The sequence below is a fragment of the Mesorhizobium sp. M0615 genome (genome assembly GCF_040320805.1).
GTDB lineage: Bacteria > Pseudomonadota > Alphaproteobacteria > Rhizobiales > Rhizobiaceae > Mesorhizobium.
Genome location: NZ_JAMYQI010000027.1, coordinates 1 through 17,735 on the forward strand (window position 1 = coordinate 1; position 17,735 = coordinate 17,735).

The following is a 17,735-nucleotide window of genomic DNA, read 5'->3' on the forward strand; positions in this document are numbered from 1 at the left end:
CATCTCTTTTTCTGTGTTCTTTTTTCTTTTTATTTCAACACTCCCCACACCCCCCCCGCCCCCCCCCCCCCCCCCCGCGACTGTATCGGCAGGCGGCAGGCTCGCCAGCAGATTGCGAAAATCGTCGGAGGGCAGCGCGCTGGTCATGTCGGTCCTGATCATCCCCTGTGGTTGATCAGCGGCATAACCGCCTTGCCCGGCCGGCACAACTCCCCTCGACATTGGCGCGAAAGCGTTGCCCCGCGCCGCATTCCGAAGGGCTTGCATTGGCTTTGCCGTTGCACCATGTGGAGATGGAATGAGGATTCCGGACGGAGCCTTCAAGAGAAAGTGATGACGGCCATCGAATCCCCGTGCATCCTGGTCTGTTCGATCGACATGAAAACCGGCTTCTGCTTCGGCTGTGGCCGCACGCGCGATGAAATCGGCTCCTGGATGGGCATGACGCCGGAGGTACGCCGCAGCGTCATGGCCGAGTTGCCGGCCCGATTGGAAACGGTCGAGCGCCGGCCGCGCCGGGAGACACGCCGCAGCCGCATGGCGCGCGAGCGCGACGTCCTCTCTTGAAACGGCAGGTCCAATGAACCGACTGTTCTGGATCGTGATGGCGGCAATCGGCCTCGGGCTGGTGCTGCTGATGATCAACAACGACGCCGGCAGCACGTTCGGCATCGAGAATTACGATTTCAGCCGTCTGGTCTGGCTGGGGGCGATCGGCTTGCTGGTCAGCGCCGGCCTTGTCCGGTCCGGCAGGCCGCTCGGCGTCATGGCCCGCAATCTCGGCACGTGGGCCCTGATCGTGCTGGCGCTCGTCGCCGGCTACCAGTACCGCTACGAGTTGCAGGATTTCGCCAGCCGGGTGACGGCGGGCCTCGTTCCCGGCAGCCCGCTGGCGCTCGGCGTCGAGGACGGCCATGCCACCGTGACCCTGGACAAGGCCGACAGCGGCCATTTCGAGGCCCGCATCACGATCAACGGCGCACCGATCCGCACCGTCGTCGATACCGGCGCGACCAGTACAGTGCTCAGCGCCGAAGACGCGCAGGCGGCCGGCTTCAATCCGGCAGCGCTGAGCTTCACTGTCCCGGTCTCGACCGCCAATGGCATGGCGCGCGCCGCTTCGGTGCGCACCGACGAACTGGCGATCGGCGGCATCGTGCGCAGGAACATGCAAGTCATGGTCGCCGCGCCCGGCGCGCTCAGCCAGAGCCTGCTCGGCATGAATTTCATCGGTTCGCTGTCGGGTTTCGACGTGCGCGGCGACCGGATGATCTTACGCGACTGAACTGCTTAAGCGGCCTTTTCAACACGGTCGAAATCGACGGCAGCGAACGCTGCCTTCAGCACATCCGGTCCGGCGCCGGGTTTCGTCGCGTCGGTGGACAGTATCTGCCGGAAGCGGCGCGCGCCGGGCAGGCCGTGGAACAGCCCGACCATGTGGCGGGTGACGTGGCCGAGCCGCCCGCCCTGCTCGATATGCCGCGCCGTGTAGTCGGCAATCGTGTGGATCAGCGCGGCAAAATCGTAGGTGCCGGCCTTGCCGCCGTAGAATGCCGCGTCGACGCCGGCCAGGATGCCTGGCGTGTGGTAGGCGGCGCGGCCAAGCATGGCGCCATCGACATGATCGAGGTGGCGAGCCGCCTCTTCGAGCGATTGAACGCCGCCATTGATGCCGATGAATTTGTTCGATTTTCCCGCCTTGAGGCGATAGACCCTGTCATAGTCGAGTGGCGGGATGTCGCGATTTTCCTTCGGGCTCAGACCCTCCAGCCAAGCCTTGCGCGCATGCACCCACAGCGCGTCGGCGCCGGCCGCGAAAACGCCGTCGGCCAGCGCGTCGAGCGCGGGCTCCGGATCCTGCTCGTCGACGCCGATGCGGCATTTGACCGTCACCGGGATTGTCACCGCCGCCTTCATCGCCTCCACACAATCGGCGACGAGGTCAGGCACTTTCATCAGGCAGGCGCCGAACGTGCCGGACTGGACGCGGTCGGACGGACAGCCGACATTGAGATTGATTTCGTCGTAACCGAAGCCCTCGCCGATGCGCGCCGCCTCGGCCAGCTTTTGCGGATCGGAGCCACCGAGCTGCAGTGCCACCGGATGTTCGATCTCGTCAAAACCAAGCAGCCGCTCGCGCGCGCCATGGATCACGGCGTCCGCCACCACCATTTCGGTGTAGAGCAGCGCACGCCGCGTCAACTGGCGGTGGAAGAACCGGCAATGCCGGTCGGTCCAGTCCAACATAGGCGCAACGGAAATCCTATGGGCTTGATTTACCACGCTTTTTCTCGTATTTTCAGGGCCTTAAAACGTGCACACGTTCGCCATTTGTACGACACGATATCCGTCAGTTTTCGCATTTTGTACCCCTCCCTGTGCACACAGCGTGCACGAAAAAGAGACCACCCATGGCATCCATCAACAAGTTGGCTTCCGGCAAGTGGCGTGTGCAGGTTCGCTGCAAGGGCCGCTCCCTCAGCACCAGCTTCTCGCTCCGCAAGGACGCCGAGATGTGGGCGCGCCGAATTGAGCGAGAAATCGACCTGGGTCAGAAGCCTGCTCCCAAGCACAAGGACGGGATCAAAACGGTCTCCGACCTGATCGACCTGCATATCGCCGATATGACGGAAGTTGGCAAGTTGATCGGGCGTTCGAAGGCATTCAGCCTGGACCTGCTACGAGCCAGGCTCGGAAGGCTCAACATCGCGGATCTCAGTCGCGAACAGGTCATAAAGTTCGGCAAGGAACGAGCCGAGGAAGGCGCCGGACCTGTCACCGTTGAATAGACATCGGATACATCCGGACATTGCTGGTGCACGGCGCGGCTGTGCATGGACTGCCTTATTCAGCGGACCCGGTGGAACTTGGTCGTGTCGCCCTCGCCCGCTTGGGTCTTGTTGGCAAGGGCAACGAACGCGATCGGCGGCCGACACTTGGCGAGATAGAGGCCCTGATCAGGTACTTCAGAGAAAACAACTTCCAGATTATCCCCGTCGACAAGATCATCCGCTTTGCGATCGCCACCGCCATGCGGCTCGGGGAAATCTGCAACGCCACGTGGGAGGACCTGAACGACCGCAACAACACCCTGCTGATACGAGATCGCAAGGACCCACGCCACAAAAAGGGCAATCACATGCGTATCCCGCTCCTCGATGTGAGTGGTTACGACGCCCGCGCGATCCTCGAAGAGCAGCGTTTCTCCACTGAGGGAAAGGGACGCATCTTCCCCTACAATGGGAAGTCGGCCGGAACCGCTTCCGACGTGCCTGTCATGAACTTAAGGTCGAGGACCTGCACTTCCAAGACCTGCGTCACGAAGGCACAAGCCGCCTGTTTGAAGCTGGCTTCAGCATCGAGCAGGTCGCCATGGTCACCGGGCACAAGGATTGGAAGATGCTCCGCCGCTATACCCACTTGAGGCCGGAGCAACTTCATGTGATCGCGGCGAGGCTTCAACAGACACCGCCACATACGGAGTTGCGGAAGGCGCCGACCCTCTGCGCTGGCAATGAAATCAGGCGCTCATCGACCGGCAGGTACCGCGCCTCGACGCGGGTCTCATCGTTTCCCGGCAGGCCTTCGAAGAAGCGGCCGACAGGAACGTCGAGCGAGCTGGCGATCTCGTAGAGCATCGACGCGCTCACGCGGTTCCTCGCGTTCTCGTATTTCTGGAGCTGCTGGAAGCTGATGCCTATGGATCGGGCAAGTTGGGCCTGCGATACGTCCGACTGGACGCGGACGGTCGCAATCTGCCTGCCGACATGCTGATCGGCGGGATGAGGGTCACTGTCGATCTTTGGCTTCGGCTCCGTCCGAAAGAGCACGGAGCGTTGCGGTTTCAACAAGGCCTTTCGATGTTCCATTAGAGAGTCTGTCGCATACGCGCCGGTCTTAGCCCGGCCCGATTCGAAAGTATGGTCGCCATTAAATATACCTTATAGGGCGTAAAATAACCCTATAGGTGGCAAACAAAATCGGCCTGCCGATTGTCGACTCATGGTCAGTCCACGACAGATTCGAGCCGCAAGGGCTTTGCTTGGTTGGTCGCAGCAGGAGCTTGCTGACAAGGCAATTGTGTCGCTGAATGCGCTGACCAGGTTGGAAAACGGCAAGGTAGATTCCCGGATCAGCACTTTGCAGGCCATTGAGGCGGCTCTCACAAAAGCAGGTGTCGAATTCTTATCTGCTGGTCAAAAGGGTGAAGGTGTACGGCTCTTAGATCCTCTGGCTTGAATGTCCCATTGACGGAAATACCTGTTCTCGCAACTGTAATTGCCAAGTGGACCCTCTTGGGTGACGAGAGGCAAAGTCGTGGTATTGTCGGAATCAGCCATGATTCCGAGTTCCCTAAGCCTGGTTGTAGTCTGGCGGGGATGACCACCGACGCACGTCTCAACCAAGTCCATACGTGAGCCCCTGCCCTATGAACTTTGGCGGCAAAAAGCTTAGATGATTAATTTCATATCATGTGAGTCGTAAGTGATCAACTCGAAACCAGATGATATGAAAGAAATTACGGGCGCCCAGATCAGAGCAGCGCGAGCCTTGATACGTTGGAGTGCCGAAGATTTGGCCGATACAGCTAGCGTGGGAGTGGCGACGGTTAGGCGCGCAGAAGCTGCGGATGGCGTGCCTCCGATCACCATAGCAAATCGAAACGCGATCCGTGGTGCCCTTGAAAAGGCGGGCATCGAGTTCATTCCTGAAAACGGCGGCGGCGCTGGCCTGCGCTTGGCGAGACGGCAATAGCGAACACGGAAGAGCGCTCACCCTATACTGGCGCCGACTTTGCCGCATTGCGCCAGGTGCCACCATGGTGGTTCAGGTAGGACGAGCTGCTGTTCCCAATTACGCAACCTTTTTGAGGCACATATCGTGAACATTGGTACAAGTTGACTTGTGTCCGGTGGCTTTCGGCACAAAGGCGTTTCAAGTTGTCGACAGTGCGTTCAGACTGCCTGATGCGTTCGCGTTGAGCGTCCTCTTCGGTGGCCATTTTGCCCCAAATTATAAGCCTGTCTGTTTTTCCCTGATTCTATCGGAATTGAACTTGTCCTTAGAGCTAAGCGTGCCCTCGCACGCGACGGGGTTGGCGCCCAGTGCGATAAAGCCGTGTCGCTGGTCGGCCACCTTGCGCGAACACGACCTTGTCGCGAACCTTTAAGGTAGGCAGAAGAAATACGCGCAGAACGGCGCACTCTTTCGTGCGGGGAGGCCGTTCTGAATTCCGCGGAGAATTCGTGAATGGCGAGGAGCTTCCTTGATGGGCTTCCTCTGGCCCTCCCCTGTCACAACTTGTGCAAAAGAGCGCTCGCTCGACCGAACTCAATAGAGCGCCTTTTCCATAGCGTTCAATGAGGCCGGCAGGCTTTACCGTTGCATGGTGCGAACAGGATCTGCACCAGGCCCGCAGCACATGCCACTCGCGAAGATCGCCGAGCGCCACATCCAGGGCAGCGTGAACGCTGCCATCGATGATGGCCTGCAATGGGATCTTGACCTCGCCTGGTGTCAAGATTTTCTCCATCACATGCCGACTGTTGTAGTGGATCAGCAACATGCCCGGCCGGCGTCGGATGGCGGCCTGCCAGGCTGCCTGGCTCACGGTTGAATCGGGAGAACAGGAAATGGTTTCTGACAAAGCCTGCTCCTCGCGATCCCAGACGTCGATTCGAAAATTGTCTTCAGCTGTTTTCACCATAGCGTTGCCGGCCAGCGCGATTGACGCCGAGCCATGGTCCTTTGCTGCTCAAGATGCTGAAATAAGGAACATTTTCCTCTCTCGTCAAGGCCGTTGTTCTCATTTTGTTCTTGCTAGGCTGAGGCGATAACATCGTTGACAGACCCAGCCGCCCGAACGGTATGATTCAGGACCATCTTTGTGATTGAAAATCCCGCTTCAGCGTCGCTCGGAGAACGAACTCTACTCCCTACAAGCGACCATCGCCAAAACACGGCGCGCCCTAGTGGCTTCCCGGGAGCTCCTGAAAAAGATTGACGCGAGAATACCATACCCGGCCTTAGGGAATGGCCGGTGCAGGTTGGGCATGCTTGTGGGACTTCACCGCACCGGCCACTGCGGGAAGATATGAGGCCCCGCGGTGCTTAAGATATAGCCATATTAGCAAGCGATCAAAATATCTCGCAACGCCATCTTGAAGGCTCAACCGCCAAGTCAACTTAGTTCCGAGAGAATGGGCGGATTGGTGAACGCGATGTCGCACCCCGGTAGCAGTGCGCATCTTTGGGCTTTGGACCTTGCCGACCTGCGCAAGGAGTTTGGAAAGTTCTCTCAAGAGCACGGGACAACGCCTCTTGAGCGGGATGAGCACACCAAGCTGTTCCTTGATGAACGAAGGGAACGCCGCCCGGAGCCGGACGCTACCCAGCCGTAGGGAAATGGCTAGTTCTGCGCGTTTCACTACAGCGGCACACACTCCAAGAGTCGCGAGGATAAAGCCGCTTGGCTGAACTTTTGCGGTGCGCGACCTGTCCAACGCCGGTGAACTCCTCGACAACGCGGGCTGAGGTCAGTACAAAATAGCGGTCGGATTAAGGTCCGATTCTGAAATAGGACTCTTGCGCGCGCCCATGGCTACCGGAACTTCGAACAGCCGGCCCTTGGCGTATCGGGGCCAGATAGGGCGAAGCGCAGGTGCGAGGACGCGGACGACGGTTGGCGCATCGTCGCGGGACAAGCACACAACGAACAGGTCAACGGCCTTTGACCTGAGTTTGCCGAGAACGTCCTCCGGCCCGGCGTGCTCACGGCGATGGTCAAGCCGACCTGAGGGCGTCAAATGGCTGTTTCGTCGCAACGACGCGGCAGCAGCCCAAGCGACGAAATTCGGTGGGATGGCCTGCCTGGCGGCAGACATCGGCCGTGCGAAACTGGCGGAAAGCATGAACTGGCAGACCTCGCCCAGAGCACCCTCAATGGCCTGATGCAGATCCGGGCCAGCAGCGGAACCAAACCAGAATCCTTTGCCATCCTCGCCATATGCCAGCGCGGCGACAACCGGGATCTCAAGATCATTGGTTAGGTCAATCAAATGAAGCTTCCGATGAAGTGTCCGCAACCAGCTACGAAACAACCTCACCAACTCTTCCTGACTTTGCGGTATCGTGACTTCCGGCAATTTAAGGCGATTATACCACCATATGGACACCGCATCGCGTTCAACAAGCTCGAGAACGGCACGTAGCGTCGCCTCTTCTCTATTTAGGCCAGCGGCAAGCCCCGAACTGTCTGCCAAGCAAAATCCGAAATCGTAACAATTCGGGTATGAAAGCAGACAAGACGCTGCCGGCGCATATCCTCGATTTCCTGTTGAGACATGCTCGATCTCCAACCATGATATCGCTCGCCCAGTGTTGAAAGGCCAGGGTATCCATTGGTCTCGATCAGCGCTGGAGTTCCAAACCTCCGCATGGGCCAACTGTCGGGGCGAATACTTCAAAAGATCCCGAGGATCTATTGCCGAACCTTCCATCTCATCGAAGGTGGCCACCACGACCTGTTCGCGACCGGTATATACGGCACTGCTGCGCTCGATGCCTTCCATCACCGTCCGACTGAAGGCCTCGTCTGCGGTTCGGGCGCGCCCAGAAACCAGGCGTCGGCGGCCGGTGTGGTCCGGTGCCAATACGGCGGCGGCGACGTGAAAGGGACATTCCGTGGGCAGCGGCAGTACTGCAGGCGGGCTGGCGAACGTGATCAAAGGGAACCTCAGCGCCTTTCGCGACCTCATGTGGAGCTTCGCCTGCGATGTCCCGGGCAGGCCGACGCTGCATTCCAACTGGCTAATACGCCGATTTGTAGGTAGGATGACTTCTGCGGTGCAACATAATCAACAATTCGGGCTGACGTGCAAACGATAGTATCTGGCGAGGCCGCCTCGTCCGGTACGATCGTGGCCGAGACGCGGAAAAAACTCTTCATCCTGGCCGGTGACATGGTCGGATACAGCGAGTCCGTCTTCCGGAACCCCGAGACGGGCGTCCGTAATCTCGTCACGTCGCGCAACGCGTTTGTGAAGGCGCTGAAGGCAAATGGCGGACGGATAGTTTCGACTCCGGGTGACTTCGTCCTGGCAGCTTTCGAGTCTGCTTCGGACGCAGCGGTTGCTAGCATAGCAGCACAATCAGCGCTTCTCGAAAATAGGCTGCAAGATAGTCGCTGGCGGGTTGGAATTGCGTTCGGAGAGGTTTTTGAAATCGATGGCGACATCTATGGACATGCAGTCAACGTTGCGTCCCGCATTCAGGGAGTAGCGGCGCCCGGCCAGATACTTATGTCCGACGATGTCGTCCGGCGATTTCCTGATGGGTTTTCGGTCGTTACCGAAAGTATTGGCTCTAAGCGCCTGAAGAATATTAGCGAGAGCGTTCACGTATATTGTGTTGTAAGCTCTAAACCGGATGAATATAGCTCCGACTTTGTAGGGGACATTCAGCAATATAGAGAGAATATTGTAAAGCCGATTGTTGAAATTCAACCGTTTGAGCCGCAAGACGACTCGCAATCGGCGCGGTTCGTCGCGTCATCTCTGCAAGATGAGATTCATCTTGTCTTGGCGCGGCTCACCAATTCGATCTCGGTTCGAGACACGACCGCCGTGGCGCGAGGCAAGCCCCATTATGTCTTGCGATCGAGCATCAGCGCGCGCGGCCAGCATCTCCGGATCATGCCTCGGCTGATTTCGGTGTCTGACGGCGCGACCATCTGGGCCGAGCGATACGACTACGATCTTCGCGACAGCTTCGACGCCCAGGACCAGATTGCCTCGGAAGTCGTATCTGCTTTGCAATTGGCGCTGACCGACGGGGAACAGGCGCAGATTTGGAAGCGTGGAACACGCAGTGGTTTGGCGTGGGAGACCTTTCAGCGAGGTCATGACGAGGAGCGCCGATACACACGGGAGGGGCATCGGCGGGCGAAGGAATTCTATTCCAGTGCACTGGCCATGGATCCCACCTACCTGTGCGCCCTGGTAGCTTTCGGGTTCTGCTATCTCGACGAGGTGCGTCTGGGCTGGGCAGAGAACGACGAGAAAGCGATCCACGAGGCCGAACTTCTATACGAGCGTGCCTCGCGCATTGACGCCGGCCATTCGGACGTGCTGGCTCTGCTGGCATTCTTGCGATTTCTTCAACGGAAGCCTCAGGAGGCGCAGCGGGCCATGGATGATGCCGTCGCGGTCGCGGGTCACAGTCCAGAAATCGTAGGATACCAGGGCGCGCTTATGGATCTGCTCGGCAACTACCCTGCCGCCATTCGGGCCTATAATCGCGCGGCTTCGCTGAGCCACCATGTCTCGCCTTGGATATCGGCCAATCTTGCACTCTCCAATCTGGCGGTGGGGAGAGCCAAAGAGGCTGAACTGATTTGCCGCGAGGTGGTCGCATCGCATCCCGGTTACGTTAGAGCGTGGCTTGCTTTAACGGTCGCGTTGATGCGTCAGGACAAGGTCAGTGAAGCGCTTCGGGCGGCGAGCCGTGTGCTGGACCTGGACCCGAAATTCACGGTGACGGAGTGGTCGCACGGCAGGCCATTTGCGGATGAAGCCCTGCTGGCCGCGTTCGCGAGAGACATGGAGAAGGCTGGCCTTCCCAGTTAGAAGCCGGCCTCACAGGGTATCCGCGCTCATCGACCGCAGCCGAAGAGGGCTGCCGCGCTCATTCCGGCAACGAAATCCTGATTGCGTGCAAGGTAGTCCCTGAGTTGGTCACGCGTTGCAATGCCTGCCGGGGGCAGCGGCACGACTATCTTCACGACGGTCGGATCATCGATTATGGCCAGTGCGGGCCTGTCAAGGATGTCATTAAAGGCCGCAGTGAGTGAGTACTCGTCCATGGCTCCGATGGACCCGGAACTTTCCGGCAGCACTCGAAACCACTCCGCGATTATGGCCTGCGCGATTTCCGTCTGCTGCCGATTACGCTTTGCCCTCGCCCGTGCCATCAAATCCCCCTATCTGTAACCGGCAGACACCATGAGCCCGTCAAACGAGCACCCCGCTGAAATGTCCCCCAAGCCGCCGCTTGAGAAATCGGGGAAGGACGGTGAGACATTATTGCCACGCCCACCTTTTCAAATTACTCTATTGCGAATTGGCGACTTGGGCAATCGGCCCGGTGGGGGTTTGGCATGCGCTGCTTACCGACTCTGTTCGTCGCAAGCCTGATCCTTGCAAACGCGCCGCTTGCGAACGCGGGTGAGGAGTCATCTGGCGCGACCCCGTTGGAGCCTATTCCTGGCACCGTGATTTCCGAGATGCAGGCCAAGGCTGACAACACGTCAATCATATGGCTCAAACGCGGAAAGGATTACACTGAGGCTGACGTCAACCAGATAGCGCGAACAATTCTTGGGGAAGCCTTCATCGATCAAAACGGAGGCGAAAAGTATTTCTCCGATAACGTAGGCAATCTGCATTCGCTCAGCGCGCTCACACTTCCCGTATCAGCCGCGACCGCCCGCGCTCGGGTGGCTGAAGAGAAGATCCTCGAAGTAGGCGAGATCAGCTCAAATTCGCTGATTTTCGGCATGGGCTTCGAGTGCGGGGACGAAGACGATCAAAAAGCCATCTCCACTACGGAGTCTCTCCCTAGGAACATCAAGCGGGTCAACCCCAGTCCTGTGGATGCGAGCGCGCTGACGAAAACCGTTTGGATTGTCGACAGCGGCATCGGCCCTGGGTCAGATATCGCCAACGAATTGCAGATCGTCGAGCAGCGACTTTGCACGGGGAGTTGCGTTTCCGAAACGCCCGCCGATCCAATCGGACACGGAACCATGGTGGCCGGGATAATCGGCGCAAAAAAAGGAAACAATCTAGAACTGATTGGAGTGGCTCCGGGGATCAGGATACGCGCGCTGCGAATATTTACCGCATCATATCCGGTCGACCTGTTGAGCAATGCGCTTACGGCCCTTCAGTATGTCAAGACATACGCCGCCGCAGGCGATGTTGTGAACGTGAGCTTTGGAGCCTATTACAATCCGCTGTATGTACCCGGGGCAGCGTCTGGAACGACAGAGCCCAGTCCGGAATCGAAGGTTGAAGACCTTCTGCGGGACCTTGCGCAAAACAAGCAGCTTTTTATTTCGGTTGCTGCCGGAAATACGGACGTCATTGGCGGTTCGGGATACGTGCAGACCATCTCTCCCGCTCGTGCTGGCGGATACCGGTTTCCTTCCACGGGCACTCCGACTGGAGCAGTAATCACCGTTTCTGCGGTGAGGAAGACCGACGTGTTCTGGAACTTTTCCGCTTATGGAAACGGCAACATCGACATGACTAGTGGCATCCAGATAGGACCGCCTGATTTCGCTGCGCCCGGCGTAAAGATCCGATCGCTATGGCCGGGCAACGTCGCAAACCCGAATGGCCAGACAAACGTTTGCTCGGGAACCTCATTTGCAGCTGCACACGTTTCGGGCTTGCTGGTGTACGGAATTCCAAAGCCCGACAAGAGCGCCCTTTTCGATCCGTCTGCGCTTGTTCCTGGCAAGCTTCCGGGGAGCGACAAGCCGAGTGACTACAGCGTTGCCAGGCAAGATCCAATCGCTACGAAGCCCTAAGCTGTTGGTAACGGGACGCGTGTCGCCTCGGTCGCAGTGATGTGGACATAGCTGTTGCACAACGGGCAGAGTGCGGTCCGCACATTGTTTGGCGACATCGGATTATCCAAATTTTGCAAGCTCGACCGAACGCCGATGACGAATGAGCAGTCCTCGGCCCACGACACAGGTGCCTGGAGGGCAGCTCCAACGCGCAACCGGGGTCGCGAGCTGGCGAGTGCGGAAGCAACCGCCCCGAAATTGCTAACCGATATGGCTCCGAGACCCCGAAGAAACCGTGAGAATAAGTCGCGCCGACTGAGCATTGCCGGTCTCCGTCCGATGAGCCCATGCTAGGCCCGCTCCACACGTTTGTCGAGGGTGTTCCACAGCGCGAGGTGACCCTCGAATGTCCACTTCAGGGGTGCAGGACTGATTTTCCGAGGGCCGAACTCAACGCGACGCGTGGCGCAACCGCGACCTCCAGCCTGGTCACCGTCAACGTCCGCTTTCAGGCGTCGGCAGAGCTCACTTCAACGGCCGACATGGGGCGCAAAGCGGACTTTGCACATTGACCGCCTTAGACCCGGTATGGACGGACCACCTCTACTGAATCTATATGGCGGGACGGATGTTTTGGTTGACGCGGAAAAGGTTGGCAGGGTCGAACTTCCCCTTTAAGGCCGCGAGGCGCGGATAATTGTCGCCGTAGCTCGCCTGAATACGCTCATCGCCTTCATCATCCATCATGAAATTGGGATAGGCGCCGCCTAGGTCAAACGGATGAACAGCCTGCCAGTAGTCGGTGGCCCACTTCTTGAGGGCCGGCGCCATGCCCGGATCGGGATCTATCCCGGCGATCACCATGGACCAGGTCACATCGCGGGCGTTCCAGGCGCTGTCCGCTTTGCCCCGGCGATGCACCGCGCCATCGACCGGGTAAAGATGCATGCACGAACCCGGGCTTGCCTTGCTTGCATGTAGGAGATGGGCGTCGATGGCGACATCTGGCAGCTCTCGGACAAAATCGCCCTTCCAATACCATTGCAGCCCGGCCGGATAGAGCGCGTCGAACAAGGTCTGCAACGCCGTGTAGGGGATCGGGCCGGCCCAGTCGATCAGCGGCTTGGGGAGAGCCGCGCGGATGGCGTTGACGGCCACTTCGCCGCCCTCGCCGTTATGCGCGACAACGAGGACACACATCTGTTTGTTCCAGTGCTCCGGTGGGAAAGGAGCGCCGCCAGGGACCGATTGCAGTCCGAGGAAGATGTAGAAATCCTCCGGAGCTTTCGCCTGGAAATCCCGATACCAGCGCATCACCTCAGCGGCATCGCCAACATCGAAGATGATCGGTCCGCCATAGAGCATTTTCGCTGGGTGCGTGCGAAACAGGAAACTGGTCACTACACCGAAGTTTCCTCCGCCGCCGCGAAGCGCCCACAAGAGATCTGCATTCTCGGCTTCGCTGGCGGTCATGAAACTCCCGTCGGCCAACACCACATCGGCTTCGATGAGGTTGTCTACTGCCAGGCCATATTGCCGGCTGAGGTAGCCGTGGCCGCCGCTCAGTGTCAGGCCGGCGACCCCAGTGGTCGAAATGATCCCGAAGGGGACTGCCTGGCCGAAGGCGTGGGTAGCATGGTCAACTTCGCCAGTCGTGCAGCCGGGTCCGACCCGCACCGTGCGGTTCCTTGGATCGACTCGGACGCCTTTCATAGTCGAGAGGTCGATCACGAGGCCATCGTCGACGCTGCCGAACCCCGGTCCATTGTGACCACCCCCGCGGATTGCAATCGGAAGTCGCCTATCACGTCCGAAGTTCACTGCGGCCATGACGTCTCCGGCATCGGCGCACCGGGCAATAATCAGCGGCCGCTTGTCGATCATACCATTGTATAGCTTGCGGGCATCGTCATAGCCGACGTCGCCGACGCCGATGACTTGGCCCCGCAGACTCTGTGCAAATTCCGCAATTTGCGTCCTATCCATTCCAGCCTCCAAGGAAGGCCACCCGAGAGTTTCGAGCTTCACCCGCGGCGCTCAATTTCCCGACTTTTATCTTGCGCCGAAAGCCACGCGTGGTCCAACCGAAATTGATATCCCGCGCCTCCTTCGCGGACCGTTCTGGCCATCGAGGAGTTTTGGCCGGCTGCTCGTCTCGATCTCCCGATCTGAAAGGTGGTGCCGCCACGAGATTCGCGCTAGTTTGGATCGCGGTGCCGCATGAGAAAGCTCGATGCAAACAATTGAGGATTGGCTGAGCCACCTCGGTCTCGGCAAGTACCTGCAGGCGTTCCTCGAAAACGACGTCGACCTTCGAGCGCTTCCCCATATCACGGACGCCGATCTCCAGGAGCTTGGTGTCTCGCTCGGGCACCGGAAGATCATTCTGGCCGCGATCGATGGACTTGGACAGCCTCACCCCAACGGAGCTCGTCTTGCCTCGGTTCCAGTCGGTAGGCCGGAAGCTCAGACCACCGAAGTGCCGCAAGAACCAGCTGCCGATCGGCGGCTCCTCAGCGTGCTGTTCTGTGATCTGGTCGGCTCGACGGCGCTATCGGCGCAGCTCGACCCGGAAGACATGCACGAGCTCACACGCCGCTATCAGGACAGCGTCGCTGGCGCAATCACCCGCTTTGGCGGCTATGTCGCCAAATATCTAGGAGACGGCGTGCTTGCCTATTTCGGGTGGCCGATGGCTTACGAGGATCACGCAGAGCGTTCCATTCGGGCTGGCCTCCAGGCCCTCGCCGCAGTCGAGGCCATCCAATCGCCCGACGGCGAGCAACTGAAGGCGCGTATTGGCATCGCATCGGGCCACGTGGTGGTCGGCGACATTGCGGGCAGCAGCGTGAACGAGCGCGCCTCAATCGCAGGGGACACACCCAATCTCGCGGCGCGCCTGCAAAGCGCTGCCGCTCCCGGTCAGATCGTCGTTGCCGACAGCACGCGTCGGCTCGCCGGGCAGTCCTTCGAGATCGAGAGCCTCGGTGAGCAGGAGTTGAAAGGCTTCAAATCGCCTATTGCCCTATTCGCGGTTCGTGGCGAGCGGGAGGTGGAAAGCCGGTTCGACGCAGCGCACGATCGCGCTTTGTCGAAGTTCGTCGGCCGAACCAGCGAAATCGGCATTCTTCTCGAGCGCTGGGAGTTGGCCGAAGCCGGCCAAGGCCAGGCGGTTTTCGTGTCGGGAGAAGCGGGCATCGGGAAGTCGCGCCTCGTGGATGCGCTCGAGGAACGGCTTTATGAGAGCCATCATGAGCTAATCCGGCTGCAGTGCTCCCCCTATCACATCACCTCAGCCTTCTACCCCATCATCCAACGCCTAAGCCGGCTTGCAGGCTTTTCATCCGCCGACAGCGAAGCCATGCGCGATGAAAAATTTCGCGCGATTGTTCAACGTTACGGGGAACATCCCTCGGAGGTCGGACCGATCTACGCCGAGTTGCTCTCGCTCGACCTCGGCGGCGCCTTCAAACCGCTCGATCTCTCCGCCCAACATCGTAAGGAACTCAGCGTCCACACATTGGCGAACCGCGTTCTGCTCGCTGCGAAGATTGCGCCGGTGCTCTTTGTCGTCGAGGATGCGCACTGGATCGATCCGTCGACTAATGAATTTCTCACAGAAGTTGTGAACCGCGTGCATGGTGCGGCCGTCCTTGTCGTTGTGACGCACCGACCGGAATGGACCGCCGGGTGGGCAACCGGACTGGCTCAGGTGACGACGCTCGCCATTGGGCGCCTGACGAAGCAACAGATGCGAGAGCTGATTGAATCGATGCTCGCGGATATTCCCGACCAGCTTGCCGACCGAATTGCCGAGCGAACAGACGGTGTACCATTGTTTGTCGAGGAGCTGACGCGCTCAATCATGGAGAGCGGAAAGGCGGCGTCGCTCAACGTCGAGATCCCAGATAGTCTGCAGGGCTCCCTTATGGCGCGACTCGATCGTTTGACAGCGACGGCCAAGGAAGTCGCACAAATTGCCTCTGTGATAGGCAGGGAATTCGATCGTGGCCTACTCTCGAAAGTTGCCGGACTCGAAGATAAGGGTCTCGACGACGCGTTGCATCAGCTCATGTCCACCCAACTCGTCGTGACTGGAGGCGTTCTGCAGGACGCGCTCGTTTTCCGCCATGCGCTCATCCAGGATACAGCTTACCAGTCGCTTCTCAGTCGGCGGCGCCGCCACTATCATGAAGCGATAGCCAGGGTCCTCATCGACGGATATCCCGATCTCGTCGTCACGCAGCCCGAGCTCATTGCCCAGCACTACGTCAGGGGACAGCAAAATGAGCTTGCCCTCCCGTACTGGATGATGGCCGGCGAACGCGCGCTGGGGCGATCAGCCAACTACGAGGCGGTCGACCATTTTCAGAACGCTCTTGCTATAGCGGAGCACTTGCCGAAAGGACGGGCTCAGCAAAAAGATGTGCTCGAGGCGACCCTAAAACTCTGCGAAGCACTGAGCGCCGCAGGCCGGTTGTCGGACTCCGTTGCAAAATACGAGCTGACCGCGCGACTGGCTCGCGAGGCTAGCGATACCAAGGCCTTCATCCGCTCTGCACTCGGTTTTGATGCCGCCCAGTTCCTTTCCTCGAAGCCGCTCGCCGAATCGCTCCAGCTACTCAGGGAAGCGATGGGCAAAATCGACCACGACGATCAGAAATCGCGCTGCCAGCTTCTCACCCGCCTTGCGCGCGCATATGCGTACCTTGGCGACGCTAAGAACAGCGCGAAATACCATAAGGAGGGCGTCAATCTGGCTCGGCAGCTTGATGACAAGCCTTCGCTCTTGGAACTCTCTGTCTTGCCTTTCCTAACCCCGACGACAGTCAAGTCTGCCGCGGAGGCAACCGATCGGACTACTCGCATAGACGAAATAAAGCGCCTCTCGGCTGAGATCAACGACGACGACATGCGGGGCCGAGCCCTAATACTCGACGTTTACGTCTCCACCGAATTGGGCAATCGTACTCGAGCCGATCTAGCGATCGATGGATTGGAAGAGCTCGGAACGCTACGCCAGCGGCTCCACCTCCTTTGGATGGCTCGGCATGCCCGGGCCATGATGGCTATTCTTGAGGGACGTTTCACGACGGCTGAGGCACTTGCAGGAGAAGCACTAAGCATGGGTAGACAGACGCATGGCGCGGAAGTCGAGGGCGTCTACGGCATGCAGATGTTCGCGATCCGACGTGAACAGAGCCGCCTGTCGGAGGTCGCACCGGTCATGAAGCGTTTGATCCAAGAGAACCCCGATGAAACCACCTGGTTGCCAGGTTTTGCGTTGGTTGCATGTGATTTGGGCTATCGGGACGCAGCGCAGCGTAGGCTGAGGGAGCTGGCTCGCACCGGTTTCGCAATGCCGCTAGATGCGAAGCGAAGCACGTCCCTCTCGTTCATGTCGGAAGTCGCGATCAGCCTCGGCGACACAGAGGCGGCGCAAACGATCTACGACCTTATGATCGCCTACAAGGATATGACCATCATGGCGGGAGTCGCAACTGTCTGCTTTGGAGCAGCGAGCCGCTATCTAGGAATGTTGTCCGCCTCGCTAGGTGACTTCGAGAAGGCCGCCGCGCACTTCGAGCATGCACTCGAGATGAACGCAGCCAGCAGTTCAAGACCGTGGCTCGCGCATGCACAGGCCGAATATGCGAGCCTGCTTATGAAAATCGGTAGCAAGAAAGCGATCGAGAGAGCAATCTCACTATCGGAGCAAGCCTCGGCAACTGCGGTCGAACTGGATATGGTCCGTTTGAAGAAGAGGTTGCAACCGACCCTGCATTAAGGGGCTCGGTCGTGCTTCGCCGGCATCAACACGGTTCAGAAGGAGCCTTCTCATGCCACGCTACGTCATCGAACGAGATTTTGCCGAACAGCTTAACCTTTCAAAGGACTCGGTCGAAAATGTCAATTTGATCAATGACGAGGAAGGCGTCCAGTGGATCATCTCCTTCCTCAGCGCCGACAGGAAAAAGACCTATTGCCTTTACGAAGCGGCTAACCCTGAAGCCATTCGGGCCGCAGCCCGACGAAACAACCTGCCCGCTGATGTGATCATTGAGATCAGTGGCGAGATTGGGCCCAATATGTTCGCTTAGCGCAATAGGCCGCAAGCAGCCAAATGGCGACGAATTTCCAAGTTGGCCCGTCCGTCGCA

16 protein-coding genes and 1 pseudogene are annotated in these 17,735 nt (G+C 59.0%); 12 read left to right on the top strand and 5 right to left on the bottom strand.

Annotated features, from left to right (window positions below; all coding sequences use genetic code 11):
* Window positions 1-333 precede the first annotated feature (333 nt).
* Window positions 334-567 (top strand): DUF1289 domain-containing protein, encoded by a 234-nt coding sequence (locus NKI46_RS29495; protein WP_352651903.1) that lies wholly within the window; start codon window positions 334-336, stop codon window positions 565-567.
* A gap of 13 nt (window positions 568-580) precedes the next feature.
* Window positions 581-1,285 (top strand): TIGR02281 family clan AA aspartic protease, encoded by a 705-nt coding sequence (locus NKI46_RS29500; protein WP_352651904.1) that lies wholly within the window; start codon window positions 581-583, stop codon window positions 1,283-1,285.
* A 5-nt stretch (window positions 1,286-1,290) separates the two neighbouring features.
* Here NKI46_RS29500 and dusA read toward each other — a convergent pair whose 3' ends face one another.
* Entirely contained in the window at window positions 1,291-2,283 is a 993-nt protein-coding gene (gene dusA, locus NKI46_RS29505) for a tRNA dihydrouridine(20/20a) synthase DusA (protein ID WP_352749355.1), read from the bottom strand.
* Between the two features lie 128 nt (window positions 2,284-2,411).
* Between dusA and NKI46_RS29510 the strand changes: the two genes are divergently transcribed.
* Genes NKI46_RS29510 through NKI46_RS29520 form a run of 3 tightly spaced genes read left to right on the top strand, consistent with a single transcriptional unit; the run spans window position 2,412 to window position 3,633 of the window.
* The gene (locus NKI46_RS29510) at window positions 2,412-2,789 is read left to right on the top strand and encodes a hypothetical protein (protein WP_352749358.1); all 378 of its coding nucleotides are present in this window, start codon (window positions 2,412-2,414) and stop codon (window positions 2,787-2,789) included.
* 26 nt (window positions 2,790-2,815) lie between these two features.
* A complete protein-coding gene (locus NKI46_RS29515; protein WP_280790908.1) occupies window positions 2,816-3,424 on the top strand; it encodes a tyrosine-type recombinase/integrase in 609 nt (202 codons plus the stop codon).
* Window positions 3,313-3,633, top strand: coding sequence for a site-specific integrase (locus tag NKI46_RS29520; protein ID WP_280790907.1), 321 nt, complete (start codon window positions 3,313-3,315; stop codon window positions 3,631-3,633). The genes NKI46_RS29515 and NKI46_RS29520 overlap by 112 nt, the downstream gene beginning before the upstream one ends.
* Here NKI46_RS29520 and NKI46_RS29525 read toward each other — a convergent pair.
* Window positions 3,609-3,869 (bottom strand): annotated as a pseudogene (locus NKI46_RS29525) (helix-turn-helix domain-containing protein); the annotation flags it as partial. The gene NKI46_RS29520 and the pseudogene NKI46_RS29525 overlap by 25 nt on opposite strands.
* 133 nt (window positions 3,870-4,002) lie before the next feature.
* Between NKI46_RS29525 and NKI46_RS29530 the strand changes: the two are divergent.
* The 3 genes from NKI46_RS29530 (at window position 4,003) to NKI46_RS29540 (ending at window position 5,617) form a co-directional block, all read left to right on the top strand.
* Window positions 4,003-4,239 (top strand): helix-turn-helix domain-containing protein, encoded by a 237-nt coding sequence (locus NKI46_RS29530; RefSeq protein WP_023738815.1) that lies wholly within the window; start codon window positions 4,003-4,005, stop codon window positions 4,237-4,239.
* Window positions 4,240-4,509: 270 nt separating this feature from the next.
* Window positions 4,510-4,755, top strand: coding sequence for a helix-turn-helix domain-containing protein (locus NKI46_RS29535; protein ID WP_031253412.1), 246 nt, complete (start codon window positions 4,510-4,512; stop codon window positions 4,753-4,755).
* Window positions 4,756-5,422: 667 nt separating this feature from the next.
* On the top strand, window positions 5,423-5,617 hold the full coding sequence (locus tag NKI46_RS29540) for a hypothetical protein (protein ID WP_023738814.1): 195 nt from the start codon (window positions 5,423-5,425) through the stop codon (window positions 5,615-5,617).
* A gap of 919 nt (window positions 5,618-6,536) precedes the next feature.
* Here NKI46_RS29540 and NKI46_RS29545 read toward each other — a convergent pair.
* Entirely contained in the window at window positions 6,537-7,727 is a 1,191-nt protein-coding gene (locus NKI46_RS29545; RefSeq protein WP_198018634.1) for a YcaO-like family protein, read from the bottom strand.
* A gap of 192 nt (window positions 7,728-7,919) precedes the next feature.
* On the opposite strand from NKI46_RS29545, the gene NKI46_RS29550 reads away from it, so the two are divergent.
* A complete protein-coding gene (locus NKI46_RS29550) occupies window positions 7,920-9,626 on the top strand; it encodes a tetratricopeptide repeat protein (protein WP_352749362.1) in 1,707 nt (568 codons plus the stop codon).
* A gap of 26 nt (window positions 9,627-9,652) precedes the next feature.
* Here NKI46_RS29550 and NKI46_RS29555 read toward each other — a convergent pair whose 3' ends face one another.
* Window positions 9,653-9,970, bottom strand: a complete 318-nt coding sequence (locus NKI46_RS29555) for a hypothetical protein (RefSeq protein WP_023738810.1) — start codon at window positions 9,968-9,970, stop codon at window positions 9,653-9,655.
* Window positions 9,971-10,156: 186 nt separating this feature from the next.
* On the opposite strand from NKI46_RS29555, the gene NKI46_RS29560 reads away from it, so the two are divergent.
* Window positions 10,157-11,593 (top strand): S8 family peptidase, encoded by a 1,437-nt coding sequence (locus NKI46_RS29560; RefSeq protein WP_023738809.1) that lies wholly within the window; start codon window positions 10,157-10,159, stop codon window positions 11,591-11,593.
* A gap of 594 nt (window positions 11,594-12,187) precedes the next feature.
* On the opposite strand, the gene NKI46_RS29565 is transcribed toward NKI46_RS29560, so the two are convergent.
* Window positions 12,188-13,561 (bottom strand): FAD-binding oxidoreductase, encoded by a 1,374-nt coding sequence (locus NKI46_RS29565; RefSeq protein ID WP_023738807.1) that lies wholly within the window; start codon window positions 13,559-13,561, stop codon window positions 12,188-12,190.
* A gap of 247 nt (window positions 13,562-13,808) precedes the next feature.
* Here NKI46_RS29565 and NKI46_RS29570 point away from each other — a divergent pair, with 247 nt between their 5' ends.
* Together NKI46_RS29570 and NKI46_RS29575 are read left to right on the top strand one after the other, a co-directional pair.
* Window positions 13,809-17,363: an adenylate/guanylate cyclase domain-containing protein gene (locus tag NKI46_RS29570; RefSeq protein ID WP_352749365.1), complete on the top strand. Its 3,555-nt coding sequence runs from the start codon at window positions 13,809-13,811 to the stop codon at window positions 17,361-17,363.
* A gap of 52 nt (window positions 17,364-17,415) precedes the next feature.
* Window positions 17,416-17,676 (top strand): DUF4242 domain-containing protein, encoded by a 261-nt coding sequence (locus NKI46_RS29575; protein ID WP_023738806.1) that lies wholly within the window; start codon window positions 17,416-17,418, stop codon window positions 17,674-17,676.
* The last annotated feature ends 59 nt before the right edge of the window (window positions 17,677-17,735 follow it).

Coding starts and splice junctions, on each gene's coding strand:
- NKI46_RS29510 (WP_352749358.1), top strand. CDS start 2,412: ATGGCATCCATCAACAAGTTGGCTTCCGGCAAGTGGCGTGTGCAGGTT.
- NKI46_RS29535 (WP_031253412.1), top strand. CDS start 4,510: ATGAAAGAAATTACGGGCGCCCAGATCAGAGCAGCGCGAGCCTTGATA.
- NKI46_RS29540 (WP_023738814.1), top strand. CDS start 5,423: ATGCCACTCGCGAAGATCGCCGAGCGCCACATCCAGGGCAGCGTGAAC.
- NKI46_RS29495 (WP_352651903.1), top strand. CDS start 334: ATGACGGCCATCGAATCCCCGTGCATCCTGGTCTGTTCGATCGACATG.
- NKI46_RS29555 (WP_023738810.1), bottom strand. CDS start 9,970: ATGGCACGGGCGAGGGCAAAGCGTAATCGGCAGCAGACGGAAATCGCG.
- NKI46_RS29530 (WP_023738815.1), top strand. CDS start 4,003: ATGGTCAGTCCACGACAGATTCGAGCCGCAAGGGCTTTGCTTGGTTGG.
- NKI46_RS29560 (WP_023738809.1), top strand. CDS start 10,157: ATGCGCTGCTTACCGACTCTGTTCGTCGCAAGCCTGATCCTTGCAAAC.
- NKI46_RS29500 (WP_352651904.1), top strand. CDS start 581: ATGAACCGACTGTTCTGGATCGTGATGGCGGCAATCGGCCTCGGGCTG.
- NKI46_RS29570 (WP_352749365.1), top strand. CDS start 13,809: ATGCAAACAATTGAGGATTGGCTGAGCCACCTCGGTCTCGGCAAGTAC.
- NKI46_RS29565 (WP_023738807.1), bottom strand. CDS start 13,561: ATGGATAGGACGCAAATTGCGGAATTTGCACAGAGTCTGCGGGGCCAA.
- NKI46_RS29575 (WP_023738806.1), top strand. CDS start 17,416: ATGCCACGCTACGTCATCGAACGAGATTTTGCCGAACAGCTTAACCTT.